Here is a 19,579-nt window from a genome sequence, read left to right on the forward strand (position 1 = left end):
TTGTTTGGGTTATTTGAAATACTCCTTTAAACCATTAGTTATATCTTTAGCAACTTCCTGTTTGTAAGAATCAGAATCAATGTATTTATAGTCAGATTTAGAATTAATGTAACCTAATTCAATCAAAACGGATGGCTGACTATTGTAATGAAGAACATATAAATCTTTTTGGGCTGTTCCACGATTTCCAATAGACAAACTCTTAAGTTGGCTATTGAGATCAGTTGCTAATTCACCATCTTTATTCTTGTTGTAATAGTAGGTCGTGACTCCAGAAGCTGCATTCGCCTGAGGAGTTGAATCAAAGTGCAAACTTATGAAAGCATCTGCTTGTATTTTGCTGGATAGTCTGGCTCTATCTCCAAGTGACTTACTATCATCTCCAGATCTAGTCATTACGACTCTAGCACCAGTTTGTTCAAGTTGCTGTTTAATAGCCTTAGCATATGCAAGAGTGAAGTTCTTTTCATAGGTGCTCTTTTTGGACTCAGCTCCAGAATCATCACCACCATGTCCAGGATCAATGACGATTGTTGCCTCCGATATATTAGTAGCGGCTGATTTGACAGCACTCTTAGTACCAGAAATCGTAACAACCCAACTGGCAACATAACCAACAGAACCGTCTGAGTCACGAACTTTATACCATTTTCCAGTCTTGCTTAAATAATCAAATTGCTTGCCAACCTTAACGGTTTTAATAACTCGACCGTCTTGGCTAGGCTCGATTCTCAATTTGGTATTTGGCTGTGTAATGGTAACTTTTTTTATACTGTCATCACTAGAAGTATTAGAATTATTAGTTGATCCAGAAGTTTCTTGAGTACCTTGAATGAAGTTGGACTTGACCCAACCGGCAGTTCCGTTATAAAGAATTTGGGTCCAATCTTGTTCTTGATACATTATAGTGACCTTTTGTGACTGCTCAATCGTACCCAAAACATTACTGTTAGCATCAGCACTCTTAAAAACAGTCGTATTAGGGACTTTTACAATTCCAACTTTATTGGTTGCCGAACTGACATCGGTGTTATCGATCAACCAGCTGGCAACCCAGCCAATTTTGTCTCCGGATAATCTAACTTGATACCATTTGTTTTTTTCAGCTAAGATGGCTAATTTGTCACCTTTTTTTACTTGACCCATATTGGCGTAGGCCAGTCCAGGACCAACACGAACATTGACAGAATCAGATTGAACAATTACGGCATTGGCGCTGGCTAATGCAACGGTTGACCAACTTGACAGAGCAAGTAACAACAAAATGGCAACAAGAATTCGGTTCTTCATAAAAAATTTAATAATTTTTTTCATTTCACTGATTCCTTTGTTGTCTAAATACCGACATTCTATATGTATATATTACTTAATTAAGAAGAAACTTGAAAGAATAGAATACAAATTTATTAAGAAAGTTTGTGTTTATGGAACCTTTGTTCGTATAAAAAGCGAAAAACATTGGTTTTGAAGTTAAAATATAGTTATTTCAACAAATTTTACGAAGTTACTTATCCAGAACATGATGTATATTGTTATTGATTAATTAAAACAAATATTTTGAGAGAACTTGACTTTTGGCCTTATTTTGGATAGTTTATAACTATATTCGTAATCAAATAAGTCGTTTTACAGAGAATCTGGGTGCTGAGAGCAGATAACGATTGATTGTGTGACTTTTTAATCGTTTGGCAGGCGTTAACTGCAGCAAAAAAACTAGGTGGTACCGTGCAAAATGCACCCTTGTCTTATTTGGACAAGGGTGTTTTTTATTAAGGAGGATTTTATGCGTTATCAAAAACCAAAGGGAACAATGGATATTTTGCCAGGAGATTCAGAAAAGTGGCAATATGTTGAATCTATTGCTCAGGATACTTTTAACAAGTATCGTTTTTCAGAAATTAGAACGCCTATTTTTGAATCATACGAGGTCTTTGAAAGATCATCAGGTGACACATCTGATATTGTTTCAAAGGAAATGTATGATTTCAAGGATAAAGGGGATCGACACATTGCACTAAGACCCGAAGGAACGGCCGGAGTTGTTCGTGCATACGTTGAAAATAAACTCTATGGACCAGAACATATCAAACCCTATAAAGTTTGGTATAAGGGACCAATGTTTAGATATGAACGACCTCAATCAGGTCGTCAGCGTCAGTTCCATCAAATTGGTGTTGAGGCATTCGGTTCTGATTCACCTGAATTAGATGCTGAAATTATTTCAGTAGGTTTAGAGTTCTTGAATCGTTTAGGAATTAAAAATCTAAAAGTAGCCTTGAATTCTTTAGGGGATCCGGAATCGCGGGCAGCTTATCATAAAGCCTTGGTAGATTATTTCACACCCTTTAAAGATCAATTAAGTGATGATTCAAAAGTTCGTTTGGAAAAAAATCCATTACGTATTCTTGATAGTAAAGATTCTAATGATAAGAAAATCGTTGCTAATGCTCCTTCAATTTTGGATTACCTAAATGAAGCTTCTAAGAAGAGATTTGAATATCTTCAATCATTGTTAGATGATTTAAATATTAATTATGAAGTTGATTCAACTATGGTTCGTGGATTGGATTACTATAATCACACAATTTTTGAATTTATGGTAACTGATCCAGCGTTTGATAACAAAGAAATAACCGTTTTGGCTGGTGGCCGCTACAATGGACTTGTTGAAGAACTTGGCGGTCCAGAAACTCCTGGTATTGGTTTTGGCCTTGGTGTTGAACGTTTGATGCTATTGTTAAAGGATGAAGATATCCCAAACCAATCAAATTTGGATGTTTACTTGGTTACAATTGGTGAAAAGGCAGAACGTGCTTCAGTTAAAATATTATCAAGTTTACGCAGAGCAGGATTTGTTGCAGATAAAGATTATTTGCAAAGAAAGATTAAGGCACAATTTAAGACAGCTAATAATTTGAACGCAAAATACACTATAACAATTGGTGATACAGAACTGGAAAACGATACAGCTAATGTTAAAAATATGGCAACAGGGGATCAAGTTAGTGTATCGTTAGAAAACTTAGCCGAAGAATTGAAAAAAATCGAGGGATAAACATGGAAGAAAGAACAGATTATTGTGGCAACATTACTGAAGAGTATGTTGGTAAGAAAGTCTCTTTAGATGGATGGGTACAACGACGCCGTGATTTAGGTGGTTTAATTTTTGTTGACCTTAGAGATTATAAGGGAATTGTACAATTAGTTTTTAATACTGATAACCAAGAGGCACTTGATATTGCTGAAACATTACGTTCAGAATATGTTGTGAATGTTTTGGGTACCGTAAGATTACGTGGCGAAGGTGCTACTAATGATGAAATGACAACAGGTAAGGTTGAGGTTGTTGTTGAAAAGGTTGAGGTGCTCAACAAATCAATTACACCACCATTTGAAATTAAGGATGGTATTGATTCATCAGAAGAAACAAAACTAAAGTATCGTTATCTTGATCTTCGTAGACCCGAAATGCAAAAGGCTATCAGAACTCGTGCCCAAATCAAACATTCAGTTAATGAGTATTTATATGATAACGGATTTATTGATATTGAAACACCTAATCTAACACCATCGACACCAGAAGGTGCTCGTGATTATCTTGTTCCATCACGTGTTTATCCAGGACGTTTCTTCGCTCTTCCTCAATCACCACAATTATTCAAACAATTGTTGATGGTCGGTGGATTTGATCGTTATTTCCAACTAGCACATTGTTTCCGTGATGAAGATCTTCGTGGAGATCGTCAACCAGAATTTACACAGATTGATATCGAAACTTCATTTATGAGCAAGGAAGAAATTCAAACTGTTACTGAAGGACTTATTGCTCGTGTTATGAAGGATGAAAAGGGAATTGATGTTAAAACACCATTCCCAAGAATCGAATGGGACGATGCTATGGCTCGTTTTGGTTCAGATAAACCCGATGTACGTTTCGGCATGGAATTGCAGGACTTGTCAGAAACGTTTAAAGATAGTGGATTCAAAGTCTTTAAAGGTGCTATTGATGATGGTGGCCAGGTTAAGGCTATCGTCGTTAAGGGTGGAGCTGACAAGTATTCAAGAAAAAATATCGAGGCTTATCAAGAATATATCAAGCGTTTTGGTGCTAAAGGTCTTGCATGGACTAAGTACAATGACAATGAGCTTACAGGTGGCGTTGCTAAGTTTATCAAGGATCAAGAAGCTGAACTTGTTGAAAAACTTGGTCTAGAAAATGATGACTTATTACTTTTCGTAGCCTCAAACAAAAAGATCGTTGCCGATTCACTTGGCTACTTGAGAAAGGCTATTGCTAAAGAACAACACTTGTATGATCCAAATGAATTTGCTTTCATTTGGGTTGTTAACTGGCCATTGTTTGAGTATGACGAAGGAATCCAACGTTGGACGGCCGCTCATCATCCATTTACAATGCCAAATGAGGAAGATGTTCATTATCTAAATGATGGTGAAGATCCTCATAAAGCATATGCTCAAAGTTATGATATTGTTCTTAATGGTTATGAACTTGGTGGTGGATCAATTCGTATTCATGATTACAAGATTCAAGAAAAGATGCTTAAAGCTTTGGACTTTACTAAAGAAAAAGCATATGAACAATTTGGTTTCTTACTAGATGCTTTGCAATATGGTTGTCCTCCACATGGTGGTTTGGCTATTGGCTTGGATCGCTTTGCAATGTTGCTTTCAGGCAAAGATAACATTCGTGATGTGATTGCATTCCCTAAGAATTCAAATGCTACTGAACCAATGACACATGCACCACTTGAGGTTGCTAAACAACAATTGGATGATCTTGGAATTGAAGTAAGTAAAAAAGATTAGTTAAATATAAATAAGAGGCCAACCTATGATTATGGGTTGGCTCTTTTTTTGTAAAAGAAAATTATCGGTAGAGTATAGGGGCAAAATTAGTTTTGTGGAAACTATAGTTCTCAATAGAAAATATGATTATTAAAAAAACATTAAAAAATAATTTAAATTGTGTAAAATTCAAGCTCTGAAAAGATTGTGCCTGTAATTGTCTGAGCAAATTGGTAGATTTAATACTTCGGAAGTTTATACTAGAACTATACCTTGAGAAGGAGTGATTCTATGTCAAATGAATATAAAAAGGATTTAACCAATCTGACTGAAGAGGAATTGGAGGTCACTCAAAACGCTGCCACTGAGCGTCCATTTAGTGGTAAATATGATGATTTTTATAAGAAGGGTATTTACGTTGATGTAACTAGTGGCGAGCCATTATTTTCATCAGCAAAAAAATATGATGCTGGTTGTGGCTGGCCTTCATTTAGTGAACCAATTGCTAAGTTGAAAGAAAAGCGTGACACTCGTTTGAGTCGTGAAAGAACTGAGGTTAGAAGTGGTAGTGCCGATTCCCATTTGGGACATGTTTTCACGGATGGACCTGAAGAATTGGGTGGTTTAAGATACTGTATTAATTCTGCTGCCTTGAAATTTGTTCCTTATGATGAAATGGATCAAAAAGGATATTCCGATTATAAAAAATATGTCGAAGATGGAGATGCTGAATAAATGAAAAAGGAAACTGCAATTTTTGCTGGAGGTTGTTTCTGGTGTATGGTTAAACCATTTGACGAACAACCAGGAATTATCTCGGTTGTATCGGGTTACTGTGGAGGTCATGTGGCCAATCCAACTTATGAGCAAGTTTGTACTGAAACTACTGGGCATGCTGAATCAGTTGAAATTACTTATGATGCTGATGTTATCTCATATAAGGATCTAGTTGAAATATATTGGCAAATAGCTGATCCAACTGATGCTATGGGACAATTTCAAGATCGTGGCGATAGTTATCGTCCAATAATTTTTTATGCCAATGAAGAGCAAAAGAAAATAGCAGAGAATTCAAAGAGAAATCTTGCTGAATCAGGAATATTCGATGATCCAATCGTAACTGAGATTCAACCAGCTACGACATTTTATCCTGCTGAAGATTACCATCAAGATTTCTATAAGAAGAATCCTGAACGTTTTGAACTTGAAGAAAGTGGCGGACGTGCCGAATTTATTAAAAAACATCGGAAATAAGCTGAAATTTCCTTGTTTTGTGCTACTATGTTTAGGTAGTTTAAGACAATTAGGAGAAATTTTAGTATGGGTGAATTAGATAAGCTGATCGAAAGGCATCAGAACTTATCCAAAATTTCAACAGCATTTATATATTCAATTGCTGTATCAATTGCGGTTAACATGTTTTGGACACCTGGTGGGATTTATGGTTCAGGTGTTACAGGTGCTGCACAATTGGTATCAACGATTTCGCATCGATGGTTGCCGTTTAATATTTCGACAGCTGTTATGTATTTTGCATTAAATGCGCCATTATTTGTTTTATCATGGCGAAAGATCGATCACAAATTTACCATTTTTACAGTAATTGCGGTTGCTTTAGCCAGTATGATGATGCACTTGCTACCACCTGTGAAGATTACGGCTGATCCTTTAGTCTGTGCAATCTTTGGTGCGGTGGCTAATGGTTTCGGTACAGGAATGTCATTGAGAAACGGGATTTCTACCGGTGGTATCGATATTTTGGGAATTATTTTACGTAAGAAAACCGGTAAGAGCGTTGGAACTATTAACATTATTTTTAATGTTTTTATTGTTGCATGTGCAGGCTTCTTATTTGGTTGGGTACATGCACTATATAGTGCTGTAAGTATTTTTATCAACGGACAAGTTATTGATATGATTTATAATAAGGATCAAAAATTACAAGTTATGATCGTAACCTCCAAACCTAAAAATGTTATTACTCAGATTCAAAATGAAATGAGACGCGGTATTACTATTGTTCACGATGCTGAGGGCGCATATAAGCATGAGGAAAAAACTATTCTCTTTACAGTTATTTCTCGTTCAGAATTACATGATTTAGGAACTGCAATGTCTCTGTCTGACCCGCATGCTTTTGTTAGTGTTACTGACACTGTAAAAGTTATGGGACGATTCTATCAGGCACACATTTATTAAAAACAAACACGCTTAGAATTCGAATTAAGTTGAATGGCACTAGTAAAATCATATTTTGATTTTACTAGTGCCATTCTTTTAAGCAAAATTAAATTGTATTTTTTTCTTAAACTGGATTAAGCAATATAAAGTTAAAGAAAAATTGACTATGTTACAATTGAAGGAGTTTTGATATATTTTAAACTTTTAAGGAGTGTTTTTGATGATAATAGGTTCTCATGTTGCTATGAAGGCTCCTAACATGTTAGTAGGATCGGCTAAAGAAGCACATAGCTATAATGCAAATGCAATGATGATTTTTACTGGTGCACCTCAAAATACTCGTCGAAAAGATATTTCTGAGATGAATATTGAAGAGGGACAACGTTTATTGAAACTTTATGGCATTGACCACATAATTGGCCATGCACCATATATTATTAATTTAGGAAACACAATCAAACCAGAGAATTTATCTTTTGGTATTTCCTTTATACATGATGAGATTAAACGAGCTGATGCTCTAGGTATTGAAGCTTTGAGTTTTCATCCTGGAGCGCATCTTAAACAAGGTCCAGATGTAGCACTCAAACAAATAGGACAAGCTTTGAATGAGGCTATTGATCCTAATCAAAAAGTTTCGATTGCAATTGAAACAATGGCGGGTAAGGGGACTGAGGTTGGAACTAGTTTTGAACAAATTGCTGAGATTTTTAATAATTGTCAGAAAAATGATAAGTTATCTGTCACAATGGATACTTGTCATATGAGCGATGCGGGTTATGATATTAAGAATGATTTTGATGGTGTTTTAAATGAGTTTGATCATATTATTGGCTTGGATAAATTATCTGTAATTCATTTAAATGACTCGAAAAATGAACCCGGTTCACATAAAGATCGTCATGAAGATATTGGTTTTGGAACAATTGGTTTTGATGCTTTAAGCTATGTGGCTCATCACCCACAATTAGAAAATGTCCCTAAGATTATGGAAACACCTTATGTTAAAAAGAATGATGATGACAAAAAGGGGATAGCCCCTTATAAACTAGAAATTGAAATGCTACGTAATAATGAATTCGATCCCGATATGAAAGAAAAATTGATTCAAGAATAGAATCTATCCAAATAAAAAATGCTAATTCAGGCCCCGATAGGCTGAACTAGCATTTTTAAGTTAATATATTCTATTTTTGGTAACCATTAAAATTAAGTTTTTCCATAATTATAGCGGCAGTTTCTTCAATTGAACGATCGGCAACATTAATTACCGGACAGCCAAGTTCGTTGTAAATTTCATTAGAATAATCTAATTCTTTTTTTATTTCGTTTTCATCGGAATAAGTAGTATCAGGATCTAATCCATAAGCAATCATTCTTTGACGACGAATTTTAAGAAGAACGTTCATATCATTAGTGAGTCCGATGATCTTTTTCTTATCAACGTCCCATATTTGCTCTGGGAGGTTAGTTGTTGGTCCCAATGGTAAATTAGCCACCTTAATGTTTTTATTAGCTAAATAGAGCGAGAGGGGTGTTTTCGAGGTTCTAGAGATTCCCAATAAAACCAAATCAGCATCCAATAATCCCTTAGGATTTTGACCATCATCATTGGTAATCGTGAATTCCATGGCTGAAATCATATCAAAGTAATTTTTATCTAACTCATGAAGTAATCCTTTTTTACGAATTGGTTCTTGGTGAGTCATTTGTGAGAATGTCCCAATGATTGGATTCAGTATGTCATAATAGACAATACCATTATCTTGACAAAACTCATTGATTATTTGACAGATTTCTTTTGAGACAATTGTGTGTAAAACGACTGCTTTTTTAGCTTTTGCCTGTTCTAGGACCTTATTTAGCTGTTCATCTTTTTTTATAAAGGGATATTTGGTATAAGTAGTATCCATTTCCGGAAATTGAATAAATGCCGCTCTAGCAACACGTAGAGCGGTTTCTCCAACTCCATCTGATAAAACAAAAACGTCTAAATTCTGTTTCATAATAAATTCCTCCAAAAAAATGTAAAAAATTATTTGAACTATGTCTTCTTTTTGTTATAATAACATATGAACTGCAAGAGCAATAGTACAGTTACGTTAGAAATCGGAAGGAGGGATTATCATATGGCAAAAACCGTCGTTCGTGAAAACGAGTCGCTTGATGATGCTCTTCGTCGATTCAAACGTTCCGTTTCAAAGAGTGGTACTCTTCAAGAATATAGAAAACGTGAGTTTTACGAAAAGCCAAGTGTCAAGAGAAAGTTGAAGTCTGAGGCTGCTCGTAAGCGCAATAAGAAACGTCGTTAATAGATAGTTTCTAAAGGTTAAAACATTTATGTTTTAACCTTTTTTTTGTCAAAAAAATCGCTTAATGTGCTATCATTCAAAGTAATACAGGAGGTTTTTTGTTTATTGGCAGAAAAAGTTGAACAAATAAAAGAAAGCATTCAAATCAAGAATCCTCAAAATGCTGTTAACCTCTTTGGTGTAAATGACAGCAATTTGCATTTAATTGAGGAAGGTCTTGACGTTCAAATTCATGCTTTTGGTGATCGCTTGGATGTAACAGGGATTGAAGAAAATGTTAACAAGGCCCTGTTGCTTTTGAAGAAATTAATTGAATTAACGCAAACAGGCATTAGTTTGGGTTCTGCTGACATTGTTAGCGGATTGAAAATGCAGGAACGCGGGACGTTGGATTATTTTGGCGATCTTTATAAAGATGAATTGATAAAAGATTTCAGTGGCAAACCAGTAAGGGTAAGAAACTTTGGCCAACGTCAATATGTTAATGCCATTAATCATAATGATATTACTTTTGGAATTGGACCAGCTGGTACTGGTAAAACATACTTAGCAGTTGTTATGGCAGTTGCTGCTTTGAAACAGGGAACAGTTCAAAGAATAATCCTGACTCGTCCAGCTGTTGAAGCAGGTGAAAGTTTGGGATTTTTACCTGGTGACTTAAAGGAAAAGGTTGATCCTTATATGAGACCTATCTACGATGCCCTATACGCTATTTTAGGATCAGATCACACTAGCAGGCTTTTAGAGCGTGGAGTGATCGAGGTTGCTCCTTTGGCGTATATGAGAGGTAGAACTTTGGATGAAGCCTTTGTAATCTTAGATGAAGCTCAGAATACAACACGTGAACAAATGAAGATGTTCTTAACACGTTTAGGTTTCGGGTCTAAGATGATTGTAAACGGAGATATTTCACAGATCGATTTACCAGGGCATACTCGTAGTGGTTTGGTTCAAGCGCAAGCCATTTTGAAAAATTTACCACATGTTGAGTTCGTTAACTTTAGTTCAGCTGATGTTGTTAGACATCCGGTTGTAGCTGAAATTATTGATGCTTATGATGTATCAGACAAAAATGAAAAATAATTACTGGGGATTATTATGGACTTAGAAATTTATAACGATGATAATTTAATTGATCAAGATCGTGAGAATTGGGTTAAGGATATTGTTCAATTTACTTTTAATAAGTTGGATTTGAAAGATAATACGCAATTATCAATCCATTTTGTTACTAAAGATAAAATCCATGAAATTAATAAAGAATATCGTGATACCGATCGAGCTACTGATGTTATTAGCTTTGCTATTAACGATGGCGAGGATTCGTTAGATTACTTAGAAGAACAAATTCCTGACTTGCCAGTTGATTTGGGCGACTTGTTCATAAGTGTTGAGATTGTTGATGAACATGCCAAGGATTATGAACATTCTTTTGATCGTGAACTTGGATATACGATTGTTCATGGTATCTTGCATCTAAACGGTTATGATCACATCAAACCTGATGAAGAAAAGGTCATGATTGGTTTACAAGAAAAAATTCTTAGCGCATATGGCTTAGAGAAATAAATGAAAAGAATATGAAGGCAAAAGGCTTCATATTCTTTTTTTTAAACAATCTCTTGTATTATAATTGTTAATTGAGATATATAAAAAGGGAGACTGAGCTAGTGGAAATTAACGAAAAGCAATTATTTGATGTTGCTAACAAGGCAATGGAAAATGCCTATGTTCCTTATTCGCATTATAGAGTGGGAGCAGCTATTTTATGTAATGATGGCAAGATTTATTCAGGCGTTAATGTTGAAAACGCATCGTATGGATTAACAAATTGTGCTGAAAGAACAGCTATTTTTAAGGCCATTTCAGAGGGCGCAAAAAGGGTTCTGGCTATTGTTATTGTTAATGGAACGGATATCAAATCTAAGCCTTGTGGAGCTTGTCGTCAGGTCATGGGAGAATTCATGGATTCAGACGATGTTGTTTTTTTAGCTAATCAAAAGAATGACTTCAAAGAATATACTTTTAAGGAAATTTTGCCACTAGCATTCAGTGATAAGGACATGGATTAATTATGGACAATAAAAATTATAAATCAGGCTTTGTAGCCATTATAGGACGACCAAATGTTGGTAAATCAACATTTATGAATCGTATTATTAAAGAACAAATTGCTATCACATCACCAAAACCACAAACAACGCGTAATAAGATTCAAGGTATTTTTACCGATGATAAACGTCAGATTATTTTCTTAGATACGCCTGGTATTCACAAACCACATAATGATTTGGACCAATACATGGATAAGGCTGCTATCTCAGCACTTAAAGAAGTTGATGCTGTTTTATTCATGACTGAAGCTGGTGAGAAGTCAGGCCCTGGAGATAAATTTATCATTGAAGAATTGAAGAAAGTCAAGGCACCAGTGTTCTTGATTCTTAACAAAATAGATTTAATCAATCCTGATGAAATTGCACCACAAATTGACGAGTACAAAGATTTAATGGATTTCGCAGAGGTTATTCCTATCTCTGCTTCACTAGGGATTAATGTTGATGACTTGATGGATACTTTAACAAAAGATTTACCAGAAGGTCCAAAATATTACGATGATGATCAAATTACCGATCATCCCGAATATTTCATTGTTGGAGAATTGATCCGTGAAAAGATTCTGGAATCAACACGTGATGAAATTCCTCATTCAATCGCTGTAGTAGTAGAATCGATGAATCAACGTAGTGAAGCTGGGAAACTTCAGGTTGAAGCCTATATCTATGTCGAACGTGACAGCCAAAAGCCAATTGTTATTGGACGCGGCGGTTCAATGTTAAAAGACATTGGTATTGGTTCCCGAATCAAGATAGAACATTTACTTGGCGAGAAAATCAATCTAAAACTTTGGGTTCGTGTTAAGAAAAATTGGCGTGATGATCCAGCATTCTTAGCAAGTGCTGGTTACTCAACAAAGGATTTGAATAATTAATGGCACAAACGTCAACTAATTTTTTTGGAATCGTAGTTAGACGTCAACGTTATAAGGAACGGGATGCTTTAGTCACAATTTTGACTAGAGATTATGGTTTCAAAACCTTTTTAGTTCGAGGTACACAGACAGCAAAGTCAAAAATATCTGGTTCAGTGATAACTTTTTCCTATGGTGAATACTCAGGAATTATCAAGGAAGATGGATTATCCTATTTGAATTCGGCCTCCGACATCAAACAATTTGATGAAATTGTTCAAGATATTGAATTAAATGCTTATGCAACTTTTTTATTTGATTTATATCATGAGGCTTTTATCGATGATCCAGTGCCGGATACATGGTATCGAATGCTTTTTAAAGCCTTGTTGTACATTGAAAATGGCTATGATGCTCAGATCATCGTTAATATCATGCAAATGAAATTATTAGTTGCTTTTGGTGTTTCGCCCAATATGGATTCTTGTGTAATTGGTGGTGAGACGGAGGGAGTCTTTGATTTCTCAGTTTTACTTGGTGGAATCATCTGTTCAAAGCACTTTGATAATGATATTCATCGGTTACATATTCCTAAACGAATTGTTTACTTTTTACGGTTGTTTAGTAAAATAAGTTTCGACCAAGTAGGTAAGATTGAAATTAAAGAAAATAATAAAGACTTGATTCAACATGCTATCGATGCTATCTATTTAGGTACAGTTGGTTATTATCCTAAGAGTAAAACTTTCATCGACAAGATGAAGCGAGTTCGCTTTTAGCTAATTGACAACTGACACAAAAATGGTTATATTGATTATTGTTGAAACAGCGACGAAGAATAGTGAAAGCTTCGATTAGATTTATGGCGATTTATTTAATTAGAATATAAAAGTGCAGGACATAAGTCCTGAATTAGGGTGGAACCGCGAATACTCGTCCCTTGCAGAAAGTGCCTAAGTGTACACTGCAAGGGATTTTTTTGTTCCATTCGAAGGGAGAAAAAATGGTAAAGAAATTAAATGTTCAAAATATGATTCTCACACTTCAGAGATTCTGGGGTGATAAAGGTTGTATGTTAATGCAAGCTTATGATACTGAAAAGGGTGCCGGAACAATGAGTCCATATACGTTCTTACGTGCTATTGGACCAGAACCTTGGAACGCAGCTTACGTGGAACCATCAAGACGTCCAGCTGATGGCCGTTATGGTGAAAATCCTAATCGTTTGTATCAACATCATCAATTCCAAGTTGTTATGAAACCAGCTCCAGAAAACATTCAAGAGTATTATCTGGACTCATTACGTGCTTTGGGAATTGAACCTTTGGAACATGATATTCGTTTCGTTGAAGATAACTGGGAGAATCCATCAATGGGTTGTGCCGGTGTTGGTTGGGAAGTTTGGCTTGATGGAATGGAAGTTTCTCAATTCACATATTTCCAACAAGTAGGTGGTTTACAATGTCATCCAACGACGAGTGAGATTACTTATGGTGTTGAACGTCTGGCTTCATATATTCAAGATGTAAATTCAGTTTATGACCTAGAGTGGGGCGACGGTGTTTTATATGGGGATATCTTCAAGGAACCAGAATATGAACATTCAAAATATTCATTTGAAGAAAGTAATCAAGACATGTTGTTCAAATTTTTTGATGAATATGAAAAAGAAGCAAATCGTTTAATGGATCTAGGATTAGTTCATCCAGCTTATGATTATATTTTAAAATGTTCGCATACATTTAACTTGTTAGATGCACGTGGAGCCGTTTCTGTTACTGAACGTGCAGCATTTTTGTCACGTATCAGAAAGATGGCTCATAAGGTAGCTAAGGCCTTTGTTGAAGAAAGAGAGAAGCTGGGATTCCCACTTTTAGCAAATAGCGAAGCAGTAAAGGAGAATGGAAATGACTAAAAATTATTTATTAGAAATTGGATTGGAAGAAATGCCAGCTCATGTTGTAACTAAGAGTGTTAACCAATTTGCCCAAAAAGCTGAGAAGTTTCTTAAAGAAAATCGTATTTCTTTCGATTCAATCGAAAAGTTTTCTACTCCTAGACGCTTAACTATTTTGGTTAAGGGAATTGCTGAAAAACAAACTGATATTGATGTCAAGGCTAAAGGTCCTTCAAAGAAAATTGCTCAAGATGCTGATGGGAACTGGACTAAAGCAGCACAAGGATTTGCTCGTGGCCAGGGGATGACGGCTGATGACATTTTCTTTGAGGAATTAAAAGGCGTTGAGTACGCTTATATTCAAAAACATGAAGATGGTCAAAAAGTAGAAACTGTTTTGACACATATGGATGAGGTTATTAAGTCAATTACATTCCCAACAAGAATGCGTTGGGGTTCATATGATTTTGAATATATTCGTCCAATTCATTGGTTGGTTTCATTACTTGATGATAAAGAAGTACCTGTAAAGATATTGGATATTGAATCAGGTCGTATGACTCGTGGTCATAGATTCTTAGGCGAAGATATTGAAATTGATGATGCTAAGAATTATATTGAGAAATTGAGAACTGAATTTGTAATTGTTGATGCTAAAGAACGTAAACAGATTATCTCAGATCAAATTGACAAGATTTCAAAGGATAATAATTGGGATATCGATGTTGACCCAGATTTACTTGAAGAAGTTAACAACCTAGTTGAGTTCCCAACAACCTTCTTCGGCTCGTTTGATAAGAAATATTTGGAGATTCCTGAGGAAGTTCTTATTACTTCAATGAAAGATAATCAAAGATATTTCTATGTTCGTGACCAAGATGGCAAACTTGCTCCATACTTCATTGGTGTTAGAAATGGTAATACTGAGCATATTGAAAATGTTATTCGCGGTAATGAAAAAGTTCTTGTAGCTCGCTTAGAGGATGCTGATTTCTTCTTCAAAGAAGATCAAAAGAAAACAATTGCTGATTATGTTGAGAAACTTAAGACAGTTAACTTCCACGTTAAGATCGGTACGATGTATGAGAAAATGGCTCGTGTTCATCAAATTGCTGATCATTTGGCAGATTTGTTTAATTTCTCAGATACAGAAAGGAAAGATTTGTTACGTGCCAGTGATATTTATAAATTTGATCTAGTAACAAGTATGGTTGATGAATTCCCAGAGTTACAAGGTGTCATGGGTGAAAAGTATGCTGAGATTATGGGCGAAACACAATCTGTTTCTCAAGCTGTTCGTGAACACTATATGCCAATTTCAGCTGAAGGTTCATTGCCTGAAACTAAAGTTGGTGCTGCTTTGGCAATTGCCGACAAAATTGATTCATTAATAACATTCTATGCTGTTGATTTGATTCCTAGTGGTTCAAATGATCCATATGCACTGCGCCGTCAAGCCTATGGTGTCATTAGAATTTTGGATCAATATCAATGGTCATTGAATCTTGAAGATTTACAAGATTATCTAAAAACTAATTTAACGGTGCCTGCTAAGTTGGACTTGGGTAAGAATGAAAAGGCCATCAGTGATTTTATGATTGACCGTGTTCGTCAATTGTTAAATCAAAAAGGTATCAGAAACGATATTATTGATGCAGTCGCTTCAGGTTCAAATATTGATCCAATTGCTATGATTGATGTTGCTCAAGTTCTTCAAAACCATATTGATGACGATGACTTCAAGGTTGTTATGGAAGCACTTGGTAGAATTGCCAACTTATCTAAGAAGGCTAAGTTTGGTTACTCAGATGACTTGACAGTTGATGGGTCATTGTTTGAAAATCCTTCTGAATCTCAACTGAAAGAACAAGTTGAACAAATTAACGATGACAGTGCAGACGAATTATTTAAACAATTGGCTGCAATGCGTCCAGTAATTGATTCGTATTTTGATGAAAATATGATTATGGCTAAAGATGAAAAAATCAAGAATAACAGATTAACTCAATTGGTTATGGCTAATCATTTGATTGCTAGACTTGGTGATTTGTCTAAGATCGTTACTAAGTAGAAATATAAATTATAATAAAAAATACCTAGAATAATTGAAAACAATTGTTCTAGGTATTTTTTTACTTGGTTTTCATCATGCGACATTTTAGCTAAGTATTCCAATATTAGGCAAAAGAGGTAAAATAAAATCAATTTTAAGAGTAAATAACGTGACTTCTATATGAAACCGTGTATAATAAATATTTGACAAGTGGCTAGTGGTCCCAGTTTGCACTTTTTGTGGGAGCACTTTTTTATTTCAGTGCCACTGGTACAATGGTTTAACATGTTTGTTTTTTATAAATAGATGTGTTAGATTATGTTTCTTCGGTTGATAAACGTATGAGGAGGTGACGGCCATGGCAACGAGAATTCCTCAGGAGTTCATTGATGAAGTTACCTCGAAGACAAATATTGTCGATGTTATTAGTAAATATGTACAACTAAAAAAATCTGGTAAAAATTTGTTTGGACTTTGCCCGTTTCATGAAGAACGAACTCCATCGTTTTCAGTAGCAGAGGACAAACAAATTTTTCATTGTTTTAGTTGTGGTCGTGGTGGAAATGTTTATAAATTCATTATGGAGATGGAAAACAAAACTTTCCCAGAAGCTGTAATTGAAGTTGCTCAAATGGGCAATATTTCTGTACCTGACCAATATGAGGCTCGTAATGAACAATATCAAAATTCTGATAGTCAAACATTGTTAAAAATGTATTCAGATGCGGCTAAGCTATATAGCCATATTCTGATGAAGACTGAAAATGGTACTCCAGCTTTGAAATATCTGAGAAATCGTGACCTTGAAGATGATTTGATTCAGACTTTTGGTATTGGCTATGCACCTAATAATAACAATTTGTTGTTACAATTCTTTAAAGACCGTGATATTAGTGAAGAAATTCTAAGAAAATCAGGATTATTCGCTGAAAATCAGGAAGGAGAATTATTTGATCGTTTTCGTGATCGAGTAATGATTCCTATCACTGATGAGTCTGGAAATATCATTGCTTTTTCAGGACGTATTTTGGATAAAGAGGCTTCTACGGCTAAATATCTTAATAGTCCTGAAACCGAAATTTTCAATAAGGGTAAAACACTATTCAATCTGAATAATGCAAAGAGAGAGATTCGGGAAAAGGGCAATGTAATTCTTTTTGAAGGATTTATGGATGTTATTAGTGCATATAAGGCTGGAGTTACTAATGGTGTAGCGTCAATGGGTACAAGTTTGACGGACCAACAACTCTATGTTTTGAGTCGGTTGACTAATAAGATTAATGTTTGTTATGACGGCGACGATCCTGGTGTTGAGGCGACTTATCGAGCATTAACTCAGTTAACTGACGAACGTTTTAATTATGGCGTAATCAGTATTCCAGATAAAAAGGACCCTGATGAATATATTAGAAGTGAAGGTCCTGAGAAGTTTCAAAGTTTAACAAATAATGGTGTTCAAACGCCTATTGCTTTTATTTTGAATTATTTTAAGCGTAATTATAACTTAAATAATGAGCATGATCAGTTAGAGTTTTTGAATCAGTCATTGCAAGAAATAGTTAAGTTACAGTCACCAGTGGAAATCGATATGTATGTTGGTAAAGTTGCTGATGAGATGCATGTTTCAAAAGATGCTATCAATAAGGAATTAGATTCCTTAAGACGCCAACAAGAGATTCAAAAACCAGCTAACAATTATAAAGACGTCCAGCAAAAAACTTTAGAAAAAACTACTTCGAGTGTACGACAAAAGTATGGTCGTTTAGAGAAATCGGAACGCTTCTTATTATATTGGGCGATTAATTATCCAGAGATTAGAATTAATCTTAAAGGTAATGGTTTTCGCTTTGTTCATCAGAATTATCAGCGTATTTTTGATTCATTATTATCATATGTTGAACAGCAGGATTTGAATGAAGAAGAGATAAATATTTCTGATTTTATGAATTTGCTGACGGATGATGACAAGAATCTATTGGCTGAACTTGAAATGATGAATATGCCAGAAGAATATACTGACCAAGAAATTGATGATTATATTAATAATGTTAAAAATTCTAGTTTAGAAGATCAACTGGAAGAAATTCAAGAACAGCTTAAGAAGGCGGCGATGGTTGGTGACAATCAGTTACAGTTACAATTAACTCAAAAGTTGATTGATGTAAGAAGAATCCTTAGCAATTAAGTATACTGGAGGAATAATATATATGGCAGCTACTAAGAAACCAGCAGTATCAAAAGAATTAAAAGCAGCAACAAAGAAATTAATTAAAGATCTTAAAAAGACCGGAAAAATCACTGAAGACGATCTTCAAGAAAAAATTATCAAGCCTTATAAACTTAAGGGTGATGCATTAACTAATTTTGTTAGTGAACTTGAAGATGTTGGTATTGGTGTTGTTGATGACAAGGGCAATCCAAGTAAACTTGCACTTCTAAAGGAAAAGAAAGAAGAAAGCAAGTCTAAAAAGAACGATACCACCGCACCAACTGATATTAAGGTAAATGATCCTGTTCGTATGTATCTTAAGGAAATTGGTCGTGTTCCATTGCTTAATGCTCAACAAGAAGTTGATTTAGCTTTGAAAATTGAACAGGGTGATGAAGAGGCTAAGCAAAAATTAGCCGAAGCTAACTTGCGTTTGGTTGTTTCAATTGCTAAGAGATATGTTGGACGTGGCATGCAGTTCTTGGATCTAATTCAAGAAGGTAATATGGGTCTAATGAAGGCTGTTGAAAAGTTTGATTATCGACTAGGATTTAAGTTCTCAACTTATGCAACATGGTGGATCAGACAGGCCATTACTCGTGCCATTGCTGATCAAGCTAGAACTATTCGTATCCCAGTTCATATGGTCGAAACAATTAATAAATTGATCAGAATTCAACGTCAATTGTTACAAGATTTGGGTCGTGAACCTCTTCCCGAAGAAATTGGTGCTGAAATGGATATGCCTACGGGCAAGGTTCGTGATATATTGAAGATTGCTCAAGAACCAGTTTCATTGGAAACACCTATTGGTGAAGAGGATGATTCTCATCTTGGCGATTTCATTGAAGATTCTGATGCAACTAGTCCTGAGGATCATGCATCATATGAATTGTTGAAAGAACAATTGGAAAATGTTTTGGATACATTAACTGATCGTGAAGAAAATGTTTTACGTTTGCGTTTTGGTCTAGATGATGGTCGTACTAGAACACTTGAGGAAGTTGGTAAAGTCTTCGGTGTTACTCGTGAAAGAATCCGTCAGATTGAAGCCAAGGCCTTGAGAAAGCTACGTCACCCATCAAGATCTAAGCAACTTAAAGATTTTCTTGAATAATGAATGGCTTATAATCAGTAAGGCTGCCCGAAAGGG

The 19,579-nt window shown here is 35.3% G+C and carries 18 protein-coding genes; 16 read left to right on the plus strand and 2 right to left on the minus strand.

Features of this window, described 5'->3' with window-relative positions; all coding sequences use genetic code 11:
• Nucleotides 1-9: 9 nt before the first annotated feature.
• Entirely contained in the window at nucleotides 10-1,314 is a 1,305-nt protein-coding gene (locus tag CBP76_RS05955) for an N-acetylmuramoyl-L-alanine amidase family protein (protein ID WP_102196034.1), read from the minus strand.
• Nucleotides 1,315-1,783: 469 nt separating this feature from the next.
• On the opposite strand from CBP76_RS05955, the gene hisS reads away from it, so the two are divergent.
• From hisS to CBP76_RS05985, 6 genes are all read left to right on the plus strand, one after another.
• Nucleotides 1,784-3,055, plus strand: a complete 1,272-nt coding sequence (gene hisS / locus CBP76_RS05960) for a histidine--tRNA ligase (RefSeq protein ID WP_102196035.1) — start codon at nucleotides 1,784-1,786, stop codon at nucleotides 3,053-3,055.
• A 2-nt stretch (nucleotides 3,056-3,057) separates the two neighbouring features.
• Complete coding sequence (aspS, locus tag CBP76_RS05965; protein ID WP_102196036.1) at nucleotides 3,058-4,827, plus strand: aspartate--tRNA ligase; 1,770 nt, start codon at nucleotides 3,058-3,060, stop codon at nucleotides 4,825-4,827.
• A gap of 270 nt (nucleotides 4,828-5,097) precedes the next feature.
• Nucleotides 5,098-5,541 (plus strand): peptide-methionine (R)-S-oxide reductase MsrB, encoded by a 444-nt coding sequence (msrB, locus tag CBP76_RS05970; protein WP_102196037.1) that lies wholly within the window; start codon nucleotides 5,098-5,100, stop codon nucleotides 5,539-5,541.
• Nucleotides 5,542-6,060 (plus strand): peptide-methionine (S)-S-oxide reductase MsrA, encoded by a 519-nt coding sequence (gene msrA / locus CBP76_RS05975; RefSeq protein WP_102196038.1) that lies wholly within the window; start codon nucleotides 5,542-5,544, stop codon nucleotides 6,058-6,060.
• Between the two features lie 66 nt (nucleotides 6,061-6,126).
• Nucleotides 6,127-7,005: a YitT family protein gene (locus CBP76_RS05980; protein ID WP_102196039.1), complete on the plus strand. Its 879-nt coding sequence runs from the start codon at nucleotides 6,127-6,129 to the stop codon at nucleotides 7,003-7,005.
• A gap of 202 nt (nucleotides 7,006-7,207) precedes the next feature.
• The gene (locus CBP76_RS05985; protein ID WP_102196040.1) at nucleotides 7,208-8,104 is read left to right on the plus strand and encodes a deoxyribonuclease IV; all 897 of its coding nucleotides are present in this window, start codon (nucleotides 7,208-7,210) and stop codon (nucleotides 8,102-8,104) included.
• 70 nt (nucleotides 8,105-8,174) lie between these two features.
• On the opposite strand, the gene CBP76_RS05990 is transcribed toward CBP76_RS05985, so the two are convergent.
• The gene (locus CBP76_RS05990) at nucleotides 8,175-8,993 is read right to left on the minus strand and encodes a pyruvate, water dikinase regulatory protein (RefSeq protein WP_102196041.1); all 819 of its coding nucleotides are present in this window, start codon (nucleotides 8,991-8,993) and stop codon (nucleotides 8,175-8,177) included.
• Nucleotides 8,994-9,116: 123 nt separating this feature from the next.
• Here CBP76_RS05990 and rpsU point away from each other — a divergent pair, with 123 nt between their 5' ends.
• From rpsU to rpoD, 10 genes are all read left to right on the plus strand, one after another.
• A complete protein-coding gene (gene rpsU, locus CBP76_RS05995; protein WP_010019742.1) occupies nucleotides 9,117-9,299 on the plus strand; it encodes a 30S ribosomal protein S21 in 183 nt (60 codons plus the stop codon).
• A 105-nt stretch (nucleotides 9,300-9,404) separates the two neighbouring features.
• The gene (locus CBP76_RS06000) at nucleotides 9,405-10,382 is read left to right on the plus strand and encodes a PhoH family protein (RefSeq protein ID WP_102196042.1); all 978 of its coding nucleotides are present in this window, start codon (nucleotides 9,405-9,407) and stop codon (nucleotides 10,380-10,382) included.
• A gap of 15 nt (nucleotides 10,383-10,397) precedes the next feature.
• Nucleotides 10,398-10,868 (plus strand): rRNA maturation RNase YbeY, encoded by a 471-nt coding sequence (ybeY, locus tag CBP76_RS06005; RefSeq protein WP_102196043.1) that lies wholly within the window; start codon nucleotides 10,398-10,400, stop codon nucleotides 10,866-10,868.
• A 101-nt stretch (nucleotides 10,869-10,969) separates the two neighbouring features.
• Nucleotides 10,970-11,371 carry a cytidine deaminase gene (locus CBP76_RS06010; protein ID WP_166667203.1) on the plus strand — a complete coding sequence of 134 codons (402 nt, stop codon included), beginning with the start codon at nucleotides 10,970-10,972 and terminating at the stop codon, nucleotides 11,369-11,371.
• Nucleotides 11,372-11,373: 2 nt separating this feature from the next.
• Entirely contained in the window at nucleotides 11,374-12,288 is a 915-nt protein-coding gene (gene era, locus CBP76_RS06015) for a GTPase Era (protein ID WP_102196044.1), read from the plus strand.
• Complete coding sequence (gene recO, locus CBP76_RS06020; protein WP_102196045.1) at nucleotides 12,288-13,046, plus strand: DNA repair protein RecO; 759 nt, start codon at nucleotides 12,288-12,290, stop codon at nucleotides 13,044-13,046. Before era ends, recO begins: the two co-directional genes overlap by 1 nt.
• 224 nt (nucleotides 13,047-13,270) lie before the next feature.
• Nucleotides 13,271-14,182 (plus strand): glycine--tRNA ligase subunit alpha, encoded by a 912-nt coding sequence (gene glyQ, locus CBP76_RS06025; protein ID WP_102196046.1) that lies wholly within the window; start codon nucleotides 13,271-13,273, stop codon nucleotides 14,180-14,182.
• The gene (gene glyS, locus CBP76_RS06030; RefSeq protein WP_102196047.1) at nucleotides 14,175-16,235 is read left to right on the plus strand and encodes a glycine--tRNA ligase subunit beta; all 2,061 of its coding nucleotides are present in this window, start codon (nucleotides 14,175-14,177) and stop codon (nucleotides 16,233-16,235) included. Before glyQ ends, glyS begins: the two co-directional genes overlap by 8 nt.
• 340 nt (nucleotides 16,236-16,575) lie before the next feature.
• Nucleotides 16,576-18,402: a DNA primase gene (gene dnaG / locus CBP76_RS06035; protein WP_102196048.1), complete on the plus strand. Its 1,827-nt coding sequence runs from the start codon at nucleotides 16,576-16,578 to the stop codon at nucleotides 18,400-18,402.
• Nucleotides 18,403-18,424: 22 nt separating this feature from the next.
• Nucleotides 18,425-19,543, plus strand: a complete 1,119-nt coding sequence (rpoD, locus tag CBP76_RS06040) for an RNA polymerase sigma factor RpoD (RefSeq protein ID WP_102196049.1) — start codon at nucleotides 18,425-18,427, stop codon at nucleotides 19,541-19,543.
• The last annotated feature ends 36 nt before the right edge of the window (nucleotides 19,544-19,579 follow it).

The organism is Companilactobacillus nuruki (assembly GCF_002872255.1).
Classification (GTDB): Bacteria; Bacillota; Bacilli; order Lactobacillales; family Lactobacillaceae; genus Companilactobacillus; species Companilactobacillus nuruki.

Coding starts and splice junctions, on each gene's coding strand:
- CBP76_RS05955 (WP_102196034.1), bottom strand. CDS start 1,314: ATGAAAAAAATTATTAAATTTTTTATGAAGAACCGAATTCTTGTTGCC.
- hisS (WP_102196035.1), top strand. CDS start 1,784: ATGCGTTATCAAAAACCAAAGGGAACAATGGATATTTTGCCAGGAGAT.
- aspS (WP_102196036.1), top strand. CDS start 3,058: ATGGAAGAAAGAACAGATTATTGTGGCAACATTACTGAAGAGTATGTT.
- msrB (WP_102196037.1), top strand. CDS start 5,098: ATGTCAAATGAATATAAAAAGGATTTAACCAATCTGACTGAAGAGGAA.
- msrA (WP_102196038.1), top strand. CDS start 5,542: ATGAAAAAGGAAACTGCAATTTTTGCTGGAGGTTGTTTCTGGTGTATG.
- CBP76_RS05980 (WP_102196039.1), top strand. CDS start 6,127: ATGGGTGAATTAGATAAGCTGATCGAAAGGCATCAGAACTTATCCAAA.
- CBP76_RS05985 (WP_102196040.1), top strand. CDS start 7,208: ATGATAATAGGTTCTCATGTTGCTATGAAGGCTCCTAACATGTTAGTA.
- CBP76_RS05990 (WP_102196041.1), bottom strand. CDS start 8,993: ATGAAACAGAATTTAGACGTTTTTGTTTTATCAGATGGAGTTGGAGAA.
- rpsU (WP_010019742.1), top strand. CDS start 9,117: ATGGCAAAAACCGTCGTTCGTGAAAACGAGTCGCTTGATGATGCTCTT.
- ybeY (WP_102196043.1), top strand. CDS start 10,398: ATGGACTTAGAAATTTATAACGATGATAATTTAATTGATCAAGATCGT.
- era (WP_102196044.1), top strand. CDS start 11,374: ATGGACAATAAAAATTATAAATCAGGCTTTGTAGCCATTATAGGACGA.
- recO (WP_102196045.1), top strand. CDS start 12,288: ATGGCACAAACGTCAACTAATTTTTTTGGAATCGTAGTTAGACGTCAA.
- glyQ (WP_102196046.1), top strand. CDS start 13,271: ATGGTAAAGAAATTAAATGTTCAAAATATGATTCTCACACTTCAGAGA.
- glyS (WP_102196047.1), top strand. CDS start 14,175: ATGACTAAAAATTATTTATTAGAAATTGGATTGGAAGAAATGCCAGCT.
- dnaG (WP_102196048.1), top strand. CDS start 16,576: ATGGCAACGAGAATTCCTCAGGAGTTCATTGATGAAGTTACCTCGAAG.
- rpoD (WP_102196049.1), top strand. CDS start 18,425: ATGGCAGCTACTAAGAAACCAGCAGTATCAAAAGAATTAAAAGCAGCA.